The sequence below is a fragment of the Deinococcus sp. genome, assembly GCF_018260555.1.
In the GTDB taxonomy this organism is placed as follows: domain Bacteria; phylum Deinococcota; class Deinococci; order Deinococcales; family Deinococcaceae; genus Deinococcus.
Genome location: NZ_JAGLBB010000069.1, coordinates 1 through 13,570, shown reverse-complemented (window position 1 = coordinate 13,570; position 13,570 = coordinate 1). Strand labels below are relative to the sequence as shown.

Below are 13,570 nucleotides of genomic sequence, written 5' to 3'. Positions count from 1 at the left end.
ACCTGCCCAGTGCAACGCTGCTCCCCCTGCCCCCCTGGGGTAGGGGGCTGGGGGGTGGGGCAGCACACGGAAAGCCCCCCACAGACACCCCCCTTACTCCACCTGAACGTTGGCCCCGAGAGTCCCGGTCGCTTCGGCGGTGACGATCAGCGCGTCGGGCGTGACGTTCAGGCTGGTCAGGCGCAGGGTGCGGACCTGTCCGGCGAGGGTGATGCCGGGGGCGGGCGTGAATGGCAGGCGGCGTTGCAGGTTGCTCTGGGCGGCGTTCAGGTGGGGGGTCAGGTCGATGCGGGCGGCCTGTTTGACGTACGCCTGGGCGCGGGCGTCGGCCAGCCAGGCGAACGCGAGCCCGGTGAGGCCCTCCCGGCGGGTGGTGACGGTGGCGTTGTCCAGGGTGAGGGTCTGGGTGGTGGGGTTCAGGGTGGGGGCGGCGCGTACGTCGGTGGTGGCGTTGAGCTTCAGGCCGAGGGGGCCGGTGATCTGGAGGTTGATGGTGGCGGTCAGGTCGGTGCCGGTGGGGCGGAGGGTGACGCGGGTGACTTTCAGGGTGGGGTGGGTGGGGACGGGGAGGGTGAGGGTGCGGCGGGCGGCTTCGCGGGTGGCGGCGGCGGACAGTTCGGGGTAGGGGAGGCGGGCGGGGACGCGCAGGTGCAGGTCGGGGGTGAGGGTGGGGGCGCGGCGTAGGGGTGGGAGGGGCGTGGGGGTGTGGGGGGTGGGTCGGCCCAGGCTGGCGTTCAGGCGGACCTGGGCGCCGAGGGTGACGTTCAGGGCGTCGGGCGTGAACTGGAAGGGGGTGACGCTCAGGGTGAGGGGGGTGGCGTGGGCATAGGCGGGGGCATAGGCGGGGTCGGGGGTGGGGAGCGTCCAGGCTTGCTGCGCGCGGGTCCATAGGGTGGTGGCGCGCTGGCGCAGGCGGGCCTGTTCGCGGATGGTGGTGCGGACCTGCGCGGCCAGGGTGTCCAGTTGCGCGCGGACCTGGGTGTCAACGAGGGACTGCACGCTGACGCGCACGCCCTGGGCGAGTTCGGCACTCAGGGGGTCGGTCCAGGTGTAGTCGCCAGTGATGGTCACGTCGGCTTCCCAGTCCGGGGTGATGGTGGGCGTGACGGTCAGGGTGACGGTCGCCTCGCCTCCGAAGTCCCTTGCGAGGAACGCGCCGGCGCCCACCGGTTCGGCGCGCAAGGCGGCGCGGATGGGCACGCTGATGCGCAGCCCGGAGCCGTCCGGCAGGGCCTGGACCTGCACGTGCCCGGCGCGGGTGACGGCGCCTTTCAGCGTGACGCGCAGCAGACCGCCCAGGAAGGTGCGTGCCTCGTTTACGCGCGCGAATTCCAGTGGAACGCGGGCGTTCGCGGCCACCTGCACGCCGGCCAGGGGCACGCTGACGGGCACGGTCAGGGTACTGGTAGGGTCGCTGCTGGCAGTGCTGGGGGCGGCCTGGGCGGTCATGAGCCCAGTGAACACCAGAGGCGTGAGAAGGCGCGTCAGGGGTCGGGTGGGGGCGGGGCGCATCAGGCGTTCAGGGTAACGGGCGTGCATGAGGGGCCTGCGGCGCTACCCTGAGCCGTATGTGGGCGCAGCATCTCTTGACCCTGCCCGAGCGGCGGCGCGGCTTTCACCTGATCACGCGGGAGGTCGCGCAGGCCGTTCCGGAACTGGCCCGCACCCGCGCGGGGCTGCTGCATGTCTTTCTTCAGCACACGAGTGCCAGCCTCACCCTGAACGAGAACGCCAGCCCGGATGTCCGCCGTGATTTCGAGACGTACTTCAATCACGCCGTCTCGGACGGCTGGGCGCCCTTTACGCACACCCTGGAGGGGGCCGACGACATGGCGGCGCACATCAAGGCCAGCCTGCTGGGCCCCAGCCTGACGCTGCCCGTGCGGGACGGTCGGCTGGCGCTGGGCACGTGGCAGGGCGTGTACCTCTGCGAACACCGCGACCACGGCGGCCCCCGCAGGCTGGTCCTCACACTGACGGGGCAGGAAGGGTGAACGAGGTCTGGATCTTTCATGCTGAGGAGGCTCAACTGGCTTCAGGTGTGTTTTCCACGCGCGAGAAGGCGGAAGCCTGGATTCGACGTCATGGCCTGACAGGCCTGCTGACCTCCTACCCTCTGGATGAAGGGTTGTACGACTGGGCGGTCACGCATAGTCCCTTCCGTCCGAAACGATCTGAACACACCACGCCGACATTCATCGGTCGGTTCACGAGTGCGTACCGTTCACACGAGCATTACCGGGATGGCAGGCCAGTCTGAACGGCATAGGGGTTGAGGTTTTTTCAGAGATGTCCAGGTGTCGCCTGTCCGTCTCTGGTAAACAAGTCCCGCCGGGTGGCCTGCCGTTTCCCGTACACTGAGTTACGGTGCTGCGCGCCGTGTTTTTTTTGCTCTGGCCTCCTGGTGAGGTGCGGGTAAGGGGAGCAAGTCTGTGCGCGTGGCGTGGAGGGCTTGAATGCCTGGAATTGCGATTGTTGGCGCTCAGTGGGGCGATGAAGGCAAGGGGAAGATCACGGATTTCCTGGCGCCGGAAGCCGAGTTCGTGGTGCGGTATCAGGGCGGCGCGAACGCCGGGCATACGGTCACGGCGAAGGGGCAGACGTTCAAGTTGAACCTGCTGCCCAGCGGCGTGCTGCATGACGGGACGGTCAGCGTGCTGGGTGACGGGATGGTCATCGACGCGGACAAGTTCATGGAGGAACGCCGCAACCTCCTGGCGGGGGGGCTGAACCCGGACCTGCGGATCAGTGACCGGGCGCACCTGGTGCTGCCTCACCACAAGTTCGTGGATGGCCGGAAGGACTTCGTGGGCACGACCGGGCGCGGGATCGGCCCGGCGTACGCGGACCGGGCGCGCCGCGTGGGCATCCGCTTCGGTGATCTGCTGGACGACGGCGTGCTGCGCGAGCGGATCGAGCGGCTGCTGGAAGCCAAGCCGAACAGCACCCGCGACGCGGGCTGGACGGGCGTGGAGGTGGCGATGGAGTCCCTCGCCCCGACCCGCGAGGCGCTCGCGCCGTTCATTCAGGACACGGGCGAGCAACTGCGCGCCGCCATTCGTGACGGCCGCAACGTGCTGTTCGAGGGCGCGCAGGCGACCCTGCTGGACCTGAACTACGGCACGTACCCGTTCGTGACCAGCAGCCACCCCACGGTGGGCGGCATTCTGGTGGGGGCGGGCGTGAACCACAAGGCCATTCACAAGGTGTACGGCGTGGCGAAGGCCTTCAACACCCGCGTCGGGCACGGGCCGTTCGTCACGGAAGTACATGACGAGGCGGGCATCCTGCGTCTGCGTGGCGACGGCAGCCAACCCTGGGACGAGTTCGGCACGACGACCGGCCGTCCACGCCGGGTGGGCTGGCTGGACCTGCACCTGCTGAGGTACGCGGTGGACGTGAACGGCCTGGACGGGCTGGTCATCAACAAGATGGACGTCCTGGCGGGCCTGGACGAGGTGCCGGTCTGCGTGGGCTACGACGCGGACGGTCAACCGGTCATGAAACGCATGAAGGGCTGGGCGACCACCGAAGGCGCCGACAGCCGCGCGACGCTGCCCGGGGAGGCGCAGGCGTACCTGGACCTGATCGAGGAAACCGTGAACTGCCCCGTGGTGATCTTCTCGGCCGGACCGGCCCGCGAGCAGACGTACGGTGAGGTCAGCTGGACGTGAGGGCGGGCCGCGCCTGAGAGCGGACTTCCGCCTGGCCGGGAGGCCCGTGGGGAGTTCCTGAATCTTTTTTGACAGTGCCGCCAGGGGCCAGGACCTACACTCGCGGCATTCACGTTCATGCGCCCGCAGCGGGAAGCGTGGGAAGGAGCCAGACTTTGACGATTGAAACAGTGATCAGCGCCGCTGACGAGAAGCAGGAAGTGCCGGGCCTGAGTGAACTGACCCACAGCTGGCTGGGCGCCATCGGAGAGGACCCGGAGCGCGAGGGGCTGCTAAAAACCCCGCACCGCGTGGCGAAAGCCTGGGGGTTCCTGACCGCCGGGTACCAGAAGACGCTGCACGAGGCGGTGGGGGACGCCGTGTTCGCCGCTGACGGCAGCGAAATGGTGATCGTGAAGGACATCGAGTTCTACTCCATGTGCGAGCACCACATGCTCCCCTTCTACGGCCGGGCGCACATCGCGTACATTCCGGACGGGAAGATTCTGGGCCTGAGTAAGTTCGCGCGGATCGTGGACCTGTACTCACGCCGGTTGCAGGTGCAGGAGCGCATCACGACGCAGGTGGCCGACGCCGTGCAGGAACTGCTTGCCCCGAAAGGCGTGGCGGTCGTCATGGAAGGCGTTCACCTGTGCATGGCGATGCGCGGCGTGCAGAAGCAGAACAGCAGCACCAGCACGAGCGCCATGCGCGGCCTGTTCAAGAGCGACCCGCGCACCCGCGCGGAGTTCATGAGTGCCGTGCAGACCACCCTGCGCTCCCGCTGACCCACCCTTCCACCTGTCCTCCTGACTGCGCCGGTTGACGTCGAGTCCCGGCGCGGTGTGTGCTGCGTGCAGTCTAAACGGACCCGGATTGGAGGGTTCACAGCGCCGTTCAACCCGAGCCGAGCAGGAGAAATGGACGAAAATCCGTATCAGCCTGGTGTAGACGTCCCGAGGGCCTGCTCCAGCGCCTGCCAGGCCAGCAGTGCGCACTTGCGCCGCGCGTGCAGGCGGCTGACGCCGGACAGGGCCAGCAGGTCGCCCAGGGCCGGGCTGTCCAGGTGAGGGCTGTCCAGATCCGGACTCCCCAGCGGCTCCTCGACCGGTGTCTCGCCCATGATCATCGCGCGGTAGCGGGCGGCCAGCGCGCGGGCTTCCTTCACGGTCTTCCCGGTCAGGGCGACCGTCATCAGGCTCGCGCTGCTCTGACTGATCGCGCAACCCTTCCCGGTGAAGGTCAGGGCCACGATCCTTCCGCCCCGCACGTCTGCCCAGACGGTCACCTGATCCCCGCATCCTGGGTTATCCAGCGTGACGCCCCCTACGCCGTCCAGCGGCCCGGTGTGTCGGGGGCGGCGCTGGTGGTCGGCGATGATCTCTCTGGCCACCGCGTCCGGCAGCACAGTCACTCCGGGACGGTCAGGCGCAGCGCGGCGGCGTGCAGCATCCGCACCCCGGTTTCCAGGCTGGTCTCGTCAATCGTGAAGCGCGGGTGGTGGTGCGGCCAGCGGCTGTCCTGCCCGTCACTGCCGGAGCCCACGTTGAAGTACGCACCGGGCGCTTTTTCCAGGTACGCGCTGAAGTCCTCGCCGCCCATGGTGGGGTTCGCGTCCCGGTACAGGTCCGCGCCCACCACGTCCAGCGCGATGTCTTTCAGTTGCGCGGCCACCCAGTCCGTGTTGATCAGCGGGCGGTACCCGAACTCGTACTTCAGTTCGTAGGTTGCCCCGTGCGCGTCGCACACGCCCTTGATGACCCGCTCGATCAGTTGCGGCGCCCGCTGCCGCAGCGCCGGGTCGAAGGTCCGTACCGTGCCCATCAGTTCGGCCGTGTCGGGAATGACGTTGTGCGTGGTGCCGCTCGTGAACTTCGTGATGCTGACCACCAGCGCGTCCTGCGCGGCCACCATGCGGCTCACCACATGCTGAAGGTTCGTGACGATCTGCGCGCCCACCGCAATCGGGTCCACGGCTTCCTCCGGGTGCGCGCCGTGCCCACCGCGCCCACGGACCGTGAGTTCCAGCATGTCCGGCGCGGCCATGAACGCCCCCGGCTTGACCGCCACCACCCCGGCTGGCAGCTGACTGTTCAGGTGCAGGCCCGTAACCACGTCCACGCCGTCCATGAGTGGGGTGTTCATGACCAGTTCCTCCGCGCCGCCCGGCCCGATCTCCTCGGCGTGCTGGAAGATCATGCGGATCTCGCCCGGCACGTTCGCCGCGTCCTGCGAGAGCAGCTTCGCCACGCCCAGCAGGATCGCGGTGTGCCCGTCGTGCCCGCAGGCGTGCATCACGCCGGGCCGGGTCGAGGCGAACTCGAAGGTGTTCTCCTCATGAATCGGCAGCGCGTCGATGTCCGCGCGCAGCAGCGCCGTCCGGCCCGGCTTCCCGCCCTTCAGGACGGCCAGCACACTGGTCGGTGTGGGGCGCGACAGGCTCAGGCCCGGCATTTTGCGCAGTTCGGCCTCGATGTACGCGGCCGTCTCGTGCTCCTCGAAGCCCACCTCGGGGTTCATGTGCAGGTGCCGCCGCCACGCCACGAGCTGCGTGCGGAGTGCCTCGACCCGGTCCCCTATTGCAGTCATGCCCCACCCTAGCGCCTGACACGCCGCCGCGTCTGCCCGCCGCCACCCGGTCCCGCCTCCCCCATCCCGTCAGCATGGACGTGCCACGCTGGGCCGCATGAGCTGGTAAACGCCCACACCGAATCCAGGCAGACGGATTCCGGTTGACTCGGTGCAATCCTGAATCAATACGAGCGGACGCGAGACGGAACAACAGACAGTCGTCCATGTGTTTCATTCACGACGCGCCTAGCCACCGGCACGCGCCTAGCCACCGGGTTACCAATTCCACGCCCGACCGGGTTGAAATCGCGTTGGCCAACCATACGACCGGAGTCCCTATCAGGACGCCCTGAGCGCCGCCGACGACCTGGGCCGACGACCTGAACCGCGCCGCCGCACGCCTGACCATCCCTGAAGGAACCTGAGTTTCCCCTCAGCAACTTTCCTGGCCCACATGTCGTACTGCATGTCATGAAAAGCCGCACCCGCGTGAACAGCAACCCCCGTAGTAAACTCGGCCTGATCCTGGCAGTCGCGCCCGTCGTGCTGGAGCTCCTGATCAAGGCGCGCCAGAAACAGAAAAAAGGAAGCCGCTACGCCACCCCCCGCAAACGCGACCGCGTGATCGACACCCTGCTGGCCGGAGCACAGCGCGCCGTGGGAGGCCGGAACAAGCGCCGCTGGTTCTGAAGGGAGTCCCCGGGCCGACCCTGGGGTAGCCCAGATTCGCCTGTGTGACGGCAGGGCCGGGGTTCGGTTTTACGCACCCGTAACCTCATCCCTGATCCTGACAGGTTTTGGCCGCCCCATACGGGTGCACGCTGCCGTCTATTCCGCATACACAGCCGCCGGGCGCGCAGAGGTTGTCTGCGCGCCCGGTGGTTGTGTATCCGTTAGCGCTGGTACGCGACCCGGCCGTCCACGACTGTCAGGAGTGGCCAGCCTTTCAGGGATTCCCCGGCCCAGGGCGTGAATTTCGCCTTGCTCCTGAACGCGGCGGGGTCCACGGGGCGTTCGGTACTCAGGTCCAGCACGACCAGGTCGGCCTTCTGCCCGGCGTCCAGGGTGGGGGGCGGCCAGCCCATGACGCGCGCCGGGGCGGCGGTCATCAGGTCCAGGATGCGCTCCAGGCCCAGCGTCTCGCCAAAGCGGGTGTACATCAGCGGGAACGCCAGTTCGATGTACGCGATGCCGCTGGGCGCGTCCAGCAGGTCCCGTTCCTTCTCCGCGCGGGTGTGCGGCGCGTGATCGGTGGCGAGGCAGTCCACGCTCCCGTCTTTCAGGCCTTGCAGCAGGTGATCGGCGTCCGCCTGCGTGCGCAGGGGCGGCGCGACCTTGAAGATCGCGTCGAAGGAGCGCAGCGCCTCGTCGGTCAGGGTCAGGTGGTGCGGGCAGACCTCGCAGGTGACGGGCAGACCCTGCGCCTTCGCGGTCCGCACCAGGTCCAGCGCGCGCGCCGTACTCAGGTGCTGAATGTGCAGCCGCGCCTCTATGCCCTGCGCGTGCAGGCCCGCCACGATCTCGATATCCCGCGCCACACGCGCCGCCTCGGCCGAGGCCGGGTTGCCCGGCAGGCCCAGCGCCTCGCTGACCGGCCCCTCGTTCATCACGCCGTCCGCGCGCAGGGTGGCGTCCTCGGCGTGCACGCTGACGACCATGCCCAGGCTCGCGGCCGTCTCCAGGCCCAGGCGCAGCGTGCGGGCGTTCTCGTTCGTGCGCCCGTCATCCGTGAACATGGCCGCGCCCGCCTCTTTCAGGTAGGTCAGTTCGGCCAGTTCCTCGCCCTGCTGCCCCTTCGTCAGCGCCGCCGCCGGACGCAGGCGCGCAAAGCCCAGGCCGCCAGCCTTCTCGATCAGGCTGCGCACGGTGGCGGGGTCATCCACCACGGGGCTGGTGTTCGGCATGCTGACCACCGTGCCGTACCCACCCGCCGCCGCCGCCGCCAGACCGCTGGCGAGGTCTTCTTTCTCCGTCTGGCCCGGCTCGCGCAGGTGCGCGTGCAGCTCGATCAGCGCGGGCGCGACCGTGCCGCCCTGCCCGTCGATGACCTGCCCCCCGTCCTGCTGATCCGCCGGCAGGTTCCAGCCCTTGATCAGGCCGTTCTCGATGGTGACGCTCTCAGTCTCGTCCGACCCGACGCGCTTGATATTGGTAATCGTGATCATGCTTGCCCCCTCGCCCTTCAGTTCCGTCCGACCAGCAGGTGGTACAGGACGCTCATGCGGATGGCCTGGCCGTTCTCGACCTGTTTCAGGATGCGGCTGCGCGGCCCGTCGGCGGTGTCGCCGCTGATTTCCAGGTCGCGGTTCATGGGGCCGGGGTGCAGGACGACCGCGCCGCTCTCGGCCTGCTGCATCAGGGACTCGTTCACCTGGTAGGTGTCGGCGTACTCCTGCAGGCCGCCCAGAAAGCCGCCGCTCATGCGTTCGCGTTGCAGGCGCAGGGCCATGACAGCGTGGGCGCCGCGCACGGCCGCGCGGGGGTCGGAGGTGAGGGTCACGCCGGGCAGCGCGCCCAGACCGGCGGGCAGCAGCGGGGCGGGACCGCACAGGACGACCCGCGCGCCGAGTTTGGGCAGCAGTTCGGCGTTGCTGCGGGCCACGCGGCTGTGGCGAATGTCGCCGATGATGGCGACCGTCTTGCCGTCCAGGCTGCCGTACTCCTGACGGACGGTGTACGCGTCGAGCAGCGCCTGGGTGGGGTGGGCGCGGCGGCCGTCCCCGGCGTTGATGACGGGCTTGCCGCTGTAGCGCGCCACCAGATGCGCGGCTCCGGCAGCGTGGTGACGCACGATGTACGCGTCAACCTTGTACGAGGTCAGGACTTCCATGGTGTCGCGCAGGGATTCGCCCTTGCTGACGCTGCTGGCCCCGGCGGCAAAGGTGAGCACGTCGGCGCTCATGCGGCGGGCGGCCAGTTCGAAGGAGGTGCGGGTGCGCGTTGAGTTCTCGAAGAACGCGTTGCACACGGTCAGGCCCTGCAAGGCCGGAACCTTCTTCACGGGGCGGTCGAGCACCTGAAGCATGGTGTCGGCGTTGTCGAGCATGGCGTTCAGGCGTTCGGGCGTCCAGTCCTGAAAGTCCAGCAGGTGGCGGGGGTGGCTGCCCATGACGGCGGGGCTGGGGACGGGCGTCATCGCAGCGCCTCCACGTCCCAGAGTTCCACGCTGTCCACGTCGTCGGTTTCCTGCAACTTGACCTTCACGACCTCGGTGGAGGCGGTGGGCAGGTTCTTGCCGACGTAGTCCGCGCGGATGGGCAGTTCACGGTGCCCACGGTCCACCAGCACGGCCAGCTGAATCCCGGCGGGGCGGCCGAGGTCGATCAGGGCGTCGAGCGCGGCGCGGACGGTGCGGCCGGTGTACAGCACGTCATCCACGAGGATCACGCGGCGGTCGCGCAGGTCGAACGGCACCTGCGTCTGGCGGATGATGGGCTGCTGCGCGACTTCACTCAGGTCGTCGCGGTACAGGGTGATGTCCAGCATGCCGGTCGGCACGTCCACGCCTTCCAGGGAGCTGAGTTTCTCGGCCAGCCGCCGGGCCAGGGGGATGCCGCGCGTGTGTACGCCGATCAGCGCGAGGTTCTCGGCGCCCTTGTTGCGTTCGATGATCTCGTGCGCGATGCGCGTCAGGGCGCGGCGGACCTCGTCGGCCGTGAGGATGATGGCCTTGGGGGTCATGCGCGTACCGCTCCGGGGTGCGTGCAGCGGGCGTGCATAAAAAAAGGGCCGTTCAGCGTGGGCTGACGGTCTGTGGGGGTGGTCATGGTGCTCCTTCTCCTGCCTCACGGGGCGGGTGCAGCCTCACGGGACTGCCGGGAAAGGACGAATTGGGGGTTGGGACGGGGGCGCGGGCACACGGGTGCCGTGCGCGGCCTGACGAAGTGTAACACCGCGCGCGAGGGCGTGTCGTGGGGCGGGGGAGGGGTGTCCGGCGGATGACGCCAGGAGTGAGCGCACCAAACTTGACACGGTGGCACTCAGGTTTTACTATGGGTCCAGTTGAGCGCAAGGCACTCAGATCTTGTGTCCGGTGCGTGCGCTTCCAGACCACAGGAGGAACCCACATGATGCGATTCGATCCCTTCCGCGACATTGAAGAACTCGCCCAGCGCATGGACCGCGCCCTCGGCCAGACCCCCAGCGCCCCGGCCCGCTACGCCCCGCCCGTCGACGTGCACGAGGACGACCACGGCCTGGAACTCACCCTGGACCTGCCCGGCGTCACCCCCGACGCCCTGCAGATCGAAGCCGAGAACCACACCCTGACCGTGCAGGCCACCCGCCCCTACGCCCGCCAGGAAGGTCGCACCGCCCACCGCGTCGAACGCGTGCACGGCACCCTGGCCCGCACCTTCAACATCCCCGCCCGCTACGACCTGAGCCGCGTCGAGGCCGACCTGGAACACGGCACCCTGACCCTCAAGATTCCCCGCAGCGAGGCCGCGCAGAAACGCACCGTCACCGTCCGCAGCGCCAAGGTGCTCGACAACGACGCCCCCAGCGCCTAACCCCGGAACTGAGAACAGGGCGAGCCGATTTAATGGCTCGCCCTGTGCTGTGTACTGATACGGATTCCGATTGATTCGCTGCAGTTCCGGATCAATCTGAGCGGATGCGAGTGGGAACAGCATACGGATTGGGCAGTATGGAGCCGCAGTCCGTATGAGGGGCCAACCATCCTCCATCAACCGATCTACTCGCCTTCGCGGACCGCTTCCAGCAGTTCCTGCGCGAGGCTCAGCGCGGCCGGACCCAGCGGCGCACGCGTCACGCCCAGCAGGGTCGCCAGCTTCTCGCGCCGGGCGGGTGTCAGGTGCATCCAGCCGCTCAGGTCGGCGCGGTGTGTGCGGGCCGCCTCGTCCCGCAGGTAGCGCACGGCACCGTCGTAATACCCGGCCTGGAAGGCGGCGCGGGCGCGGCGTTCCTGCTCGACCAGCCCCAGCCCGCGTGTGGCCAGCAGCACCCGGCGGGCTTCCTCCTCGCCCCCGAAACCGTACAGGGCTTCCAGGCGGTACACGGCCTTGGGGAAGCGCAGGCCTGCCGAGGCCCGCCACGCGTGCGGCAGCCGAATCTCGAATTCCGGCCACAGGTGCAGCCGGGTCAGCAGCGCCGGGTACAGCAGGTTCAGGGCGGCGCTGCGCGCGTCGGCCAGGGCCAGGAGTTGCTCCTGCACGCCGTGACCGGGCCCCGTGTGCGCGGCGCGCGCGGCCTGCAACTGCCCGGCTGCCTGATTCAGCAGGTCGGCGCGGTGCGCGGCCCGCTGGGCGTCACTGAGGGTCCACAGGGTCCGCTGAATTCGGCCATACTCGCCGGTCGGGTCGTACGTCACGCGGCTGGTTGCCAGCAGCGCCAGCGGCGCCTCGGCGCGCGCCGCTTCCCAGTCCCGCCACGCCTCGAGCTTCTCGAAGGGAAAGCGTTCCACGGTCACGCCAGCGCGGGTGTCGGTCTGCGCGTTGGTGAGGCCACGCTCGAATGTCACGAAGGTCGGGACACTCCCGGCCCACGCGAACCCCGTGCCGTACCCACCGGCCTGCGCGACGGCCCGCACGCGGCGCTCGGCGACCAGCCGTTCGCCCGTGCGCTGCGCGGTGCGTTCCACCGGACCTTCCGGCTGGGTTGTGTGTCGGTCCTGCGTCAACGGCGGTGTGCCTCCCTGCGGTTCGAGCGGGCGTGAAGGGTGAAAACGTGAAGGCAACAGGAGCGGACGCCGGACCCGGACTCTAGGTTCGGGGCCTCAGTTGCGGGCCGAGGCGACCACCGTTTGCGCGCCCGTCACCCGGTCCCCCACCGCCACCGCTGGCATGAACGCTGGGGGCAGGTGCAGGAGCGCCAGGCCGCCCTCCTGCATGAACGCCGCCTTGAAGCCCGCGCGGCCCTCGTCCCCCTCGCGCTGGTAGCTCACGCCGCGCAGGCCCCGGCCCGGCGCGACCAGCGTGAGGGTCACGTTACCGAAGGGCGTGGCGGTCACGCTGCTCAGGCGGGCGTTCTCCAGCGTGCCGCGCGTGACCAGCAGGTCGGCCGTGCGCCCGGCCAGGAAGCCCAGCGCCTCGCCCGGCCCGGTCAGCGGCACGTTTCCCGCCGCCGCGTCCCGCCGCGCCACGTGCGTCACGGTTCCCGAAACCGGCTGGTACGCGTAATGCACGTCCAGCGGCCCCACGAACACCCCGATTAGCCAGCCGTCGGCCGCGCCCGGTGTCTCTGACAGGGGTGGGATGTTCAGCAATTCCGGCACGCGCAGCTGCTCCACCTGAGCGCCCTGCACGCGCCGCACGAAACTCACGGTCCCGTCGGCGGGACTCAGGGCGTCGCCCGGACCGGCCTGCGGTAACCGCACAGGGTCGCGGAACCGGTACACGCGGCGCAGGTACCACGCCGCCACACCGGCGGCCGCAAGGGGAAGCAGAGGAGACAGCAGGGAACGTGAGCGCATCCCCCCCAGTGTAGAGCGCCCCGCCCGGCAGAGGGTGCGGCGCGCACGATAGCCGCGCCGCGCACGGTTGCCTGGCTTAACGGGACTGAAGAATCTGCACGCTGATCAACGTGTCGGCCACCGCGCCCGGAATGGGGCCGCTGCCGGAGTACGTGCGGTTCAGTTTAGCCAGCACGTCCTGACCGGCCAGCACCTTCCCGAACACCGTGTACTGCCCACTCAGAAAGTCCGCCGGGGCCACCGTGATGAAAAACTGGCTGCCCTGCGAACTCAGGCTCTGCGAGCGGGCCATGCCCAGCACCCCGGCCCGGTCAAAGCGCAGACCGTTCATGATCTCGGCATTGAAGTTGTACCCGGGCGTGCCGGTCCCCCACACGCCCTGCTTGGCGAGGTCCGCGCTGAACGGATCGCCGCCCTGCGCCATGAACCCGTCGATCACCCGGTGAAAGCGCGTGCCGTCATAGAAGTGATGGCGGGCCAGGAACACGAAGTTGTTCACGGCGAGCGGGGCCGCCTGGGCGTTCAGGTCCAGCGTCATCTCCCCCTGCGAGGTCTTCAGGACGGCGCGGTACCGGCGGGCCGGGTCGATGGTCATGGGCGGCGCGGTCTGGAAGCTGCGTACGGGGGCGTCCGACAGGAACGGCATGGGCACGAACGACTCCACCGGTGCGGCGGGAGCCGGCGACGGCGCGGCCACCGGCTTGACCGGAGCCGTGACGGGCATGGCGGCGCGGGTGGTGGCAGGCGCGCAGGCGGACAGGACGGCGCCCAGCAGGGCCGCGCCTGTCAGGAAACGGGCATTCAGGGAAGGAAAGGACATGCCCGCAGTGTCCCACAGTGTCCATGAGATCGTCCTGAACGCCGCCCCCCGCGTTACTCCAGCGGAAGGCTGGTCGTGTGTTTTTCCTGCTTG

The 13,570-nt window shown here is 69.1% G+C and carries 14 protein-coding genes; 5 read left to right on the top strand and 9 right to left on the bottom strand.

Annotated elements, in window-relative coordinates; all coding sequences use genetic code 11:
• Positions 1 to 93 precede the first annotated feature (93 nt).
• The gene (locus QZ271_RS12130) at positions 94 to 1,539 is read right to left on the bottom strand and encodes a DUF4403 family protein (protein ID WP_291431825.1); all 1,446 of its coding nucleotides are present in this window, start codon (positions 1,537 to 1,539) and stop codon (positions 94 to 96) included.
• Positions 1,540 to 1,568: 29 nt separating this feature from the next.
• On the opposite strand from QZ271_RS12130, the gene QZ271_RS12125 reads away from it, so the two are divergent.
• The 3 genes from QZ271_RS12125 (at position 1,569) to folE (ending at position 4,441) form a co-directional block, all read left to right on the top strand.
• Entirely contained in the window at positions 1,569 to 1,994 is a 426-nt protein-coding gene (locus tag QZ271_RS12125; RefSeq protein WP_291431823.1) for a secondary thiamine-phosphate synthase enzyme YjbQ, read from the top strand.
• Positions 1,995 to 2,456: 462 nt separating this feature from the next.
• A complete protein-coding gene (locus tag QZ271_RS12120) occupies positions 2,457 to 3,674 on the top strand; it encodes an adenylosuccinate synthase (protein ID WP_291431821.1) in 1,218 nt (405 codons plus the stop codon).
• A 209-nt stretch (positions 3,675 to 3,883) separates the two neighbouring features.
• Positions 3,884 to 4,441: a GTP cyclohydrolase I FolE gene (gene folE, locus QZ271_RS12115; RefSeq protein ID WP_291431829.1), complete on the top strand. Its 558-nt coding sequence runs from the start codon at positions 3,884 to 3,886 to the stop codon at positions 4,439 to 4,441.
• A 149-nt stretch (positions 4,442 to 4,590) separates the two neighbouring features.
• Here folE and sufU read toward each other — a convergent pair whose 3' ends face one another.
• Together sufU and QZ271_RS12105 are read right to left on the bottom strand one after the other, a co-directional pair.
• Entirely contained in the window at positions 4,591 to 5,061 is a 471-nt protein-coding gene (sufU, locus tag QZ271_RS12110; protein ID WP_291431819.1) for a Fe-S cluster assembly sulfur transfer protein SufU, read from the bottom strand.
• 2 nt (positions 5,062 to 5,063) lie between these two features.
• Positions 5,064 to 6,242, bottom strand: coding sequence for a M20 family metallopeptidase (locus tag QZ271_RS12105; RefSeq protein ID WP_291431817.1), 1,179 nt, complete (start codon positions 6,240 to 6,242; stop codon positions 5,064 to 5,066).
• A 453-nt stretch (positions 6,243 to 6,695) separates the two neighbouring features.
• Here QZ271_RS12105 and QZ271_RS12100 point away from each other — a divergent pair, with 453 nt between their 5' ends.
• Positions 6,696 to 6,914: a hypothetical protein gene (locus QZ271_RS12100; protein WP_291431815.1), complete on the top strand. Its 219-nt coding sequence runs from the start codon at positions 6,696 to 6,698 to the stop codon at positions 6,912 to 6,914.
• Positions 6,915 to 7,117: 203 nt separating this feature from the next.
• Here QZ271_RS12100 and QZ271_RS12095 read toward each other — a convergent pair whose 3' ends face one another.
• The 3 genes from QZ271_RS12095 to pyrR are packed head-to-tail and all read right to left on the bottom strand — an operon-like array spanning position 7,118 to position 9,905.
• Positions 7,118 to 8,389, bottom strand: a complete 1,272-nt coding sequence (locus QZ271_RS12095) for a dihydroorotase (protein ID WP_291431814.1) — start codon at positions 8,387 to 8,389, stop codon at positions 7,118 to 7,120.
• Positions 8,390 to 8,406: 17 nt separating this feature from the next.
• A complete protein-coding gene (locus QZ271_RS12090) occupies positions 8,407 to 9,333 on the bottom strand; it encodes an aspartate carbamoyltransferase catalytic subunit (RefSeq protein ID WP_291431827.1) in 927 nt (308 codons plus the stop codon).
• Positions 9,334 to 9,356: 23 nt separating this feature from the next.
• Positions 9,357 to 9,905, bottom strand: a complete 549-nt coding sequence (gene pyrR, locus QZ271_RS12085) for a bifunctional pyr operon transcriptional regulator/uracil phosphoribosyltransferase PyrR (RefSeq protein ID WP_291431813.1) — start codon at positions 9,903 to 9,905, stop codon at positions 9,357 to 9,359.
• Positions 9,906 to 10,291: 386 nt separating this feature from the next.
• On the opposite strand from pyrR, the gene QZ271_RS12080 reads away from it, so the two are divergent.
• Positions 10,292 to 10,735: an Hsp20/alpha crystallin family protein gene (locus QZ271_RS12080; protein WP_291431811.1), complete on the top strand. Its 444-nt coding sequence runs from the start codon at positions 10,292 to 10,294 to the stop codon at positions 10,733 to 10,735.
• A 185-nt stretch (positions 10,736 to 10,920) separates the two neighbouring features.
• Here QZ271_RS12080 and QZ271_RS12075 read toward each other — a convergent pair whose 3' ends face one another.
• From QZ271_RS12075 to QZ271_RS12065, 3 genes are all read right to left on the bottom strand, one after another.
• The gene (locus tag QZ271_RS12075) at positions 10,921 to 11,826 is read right to left on the bottom strand and encodes a hypothetical protein (RefSeq protein WP_291431809.1); all 906 of its coding nucleotides are present in this window, start codon (positions 11,824 to 11,826) and stop codon (positions 10,921 to 10,923) included.
• Positions 11,827 to 11,961: 135 nt separating this feature from the next.
• A complete protein-coding gene (locus QZ271_RS12070) occupies positions 11,962 to 12,657 on the bottom strand; it encodes a phosphatidylserine decarboxylase (RefSeq protein WP_291431807.1) in 696 nt (231 codons plus the stop codon).
• Between the two features lie 76 nt (positions 12,658 to 12,733).
• Positions 12,734 to 13,477 (bottom strand): peptidylprolyl isomerase, encoded by a 744-nt coding sequence (locus QZ271_RS12065; protein ID WP_291431805.1) that lies wholly within the window; start codon positions 13,475 to 13,477, stop codon positions 12,734 to 12,736.
• Positions 13,478 to 13,570: the final 93 nt, after the last annotated feature.

Excerpts from the sequence above, each read along its gene's own strand:
- QZ271_RS12130 (WP_291431825.1), bottom strand. The coding sequence starts at position 1,539 with ATGCACGCCCGTTACCCTGAACGCCTGATGCGCCCCGCCCCCACCCGA.
- QZ271_RS12125 (WP_291431823.1), top strand. The coding sequence starts at position 1,569 with ATGTGGGCGCAGCATCTCTTGACCCTGCCCGAGCGGCGGCGCGGCTTT.
- QZ271_RS12120 (WP_291431821.1), top strand. The coding sequence starts at position 2,457 with ATGCCTGGAATTGCGATTGTTGGCGCTCAGTGGGGCGATGAAGGCAAG.
- QZ271_RS12105 (WP_291431817.1), bottom strand. The coding sequence starts at position 6,242 with ATGACTGCAATAGGGGACCGGGTCGAGGCACTCCGCACGCAGCTCGTG.
- QZ271_RS12100 (WP_291431815.1), top strand. The coding sequence starts at position 6,696 with ATGAAAAGCCGCACCCGCGTGAACAGCAACCCCCGTAGTAAACTCGGC.
- QZ271_RS12095 (WP_291431814.1), bottom strand. The coding sequence starts at position 8,389 with ATGATCACGATTACCAATATCAAGCGCGTCGGGTCGGACGAGACTGAG.
- QZ271_RS12090 (WP_291431827.1), bottom strand. The coding sequence starts at position 9,333 with ATGGGCAGCCACCCCCGCCACCTGCTGGACTTTCAGGACTGGACGCCC.
- pyrR (WP_291431813.1), bottom strand. The coding sequence starts at position 9,905 with ATGACCCCCAAGGCCATCATCCTCACGGCCGACGAGGTCCGCCGCGCC.
- QZ271_RS12080 (WP_291431811.1), top strand. The coding sequence starts at position 10,292 with ATGATGCGATTCGATCCCTTCCGCGACATTGAAGAACTCGCCCAGCGC.
- QZ271_RS12070 (WP_291431807.1), bottom strand. The coding sequence starts at position 12,657 with ATGCGCTCACGTTCCCTGCTGTCTCCTCTGCTTCCCCTTGCGGCCGCC.
- QZ271_RS12065 (WP_291431805.1), bottom strand. The coding sequence starts at position 13,477 with ATGTCCTTTCCTTCCCTGAATGCCCGTTTCCTGACAGGCGCGGCCCTG.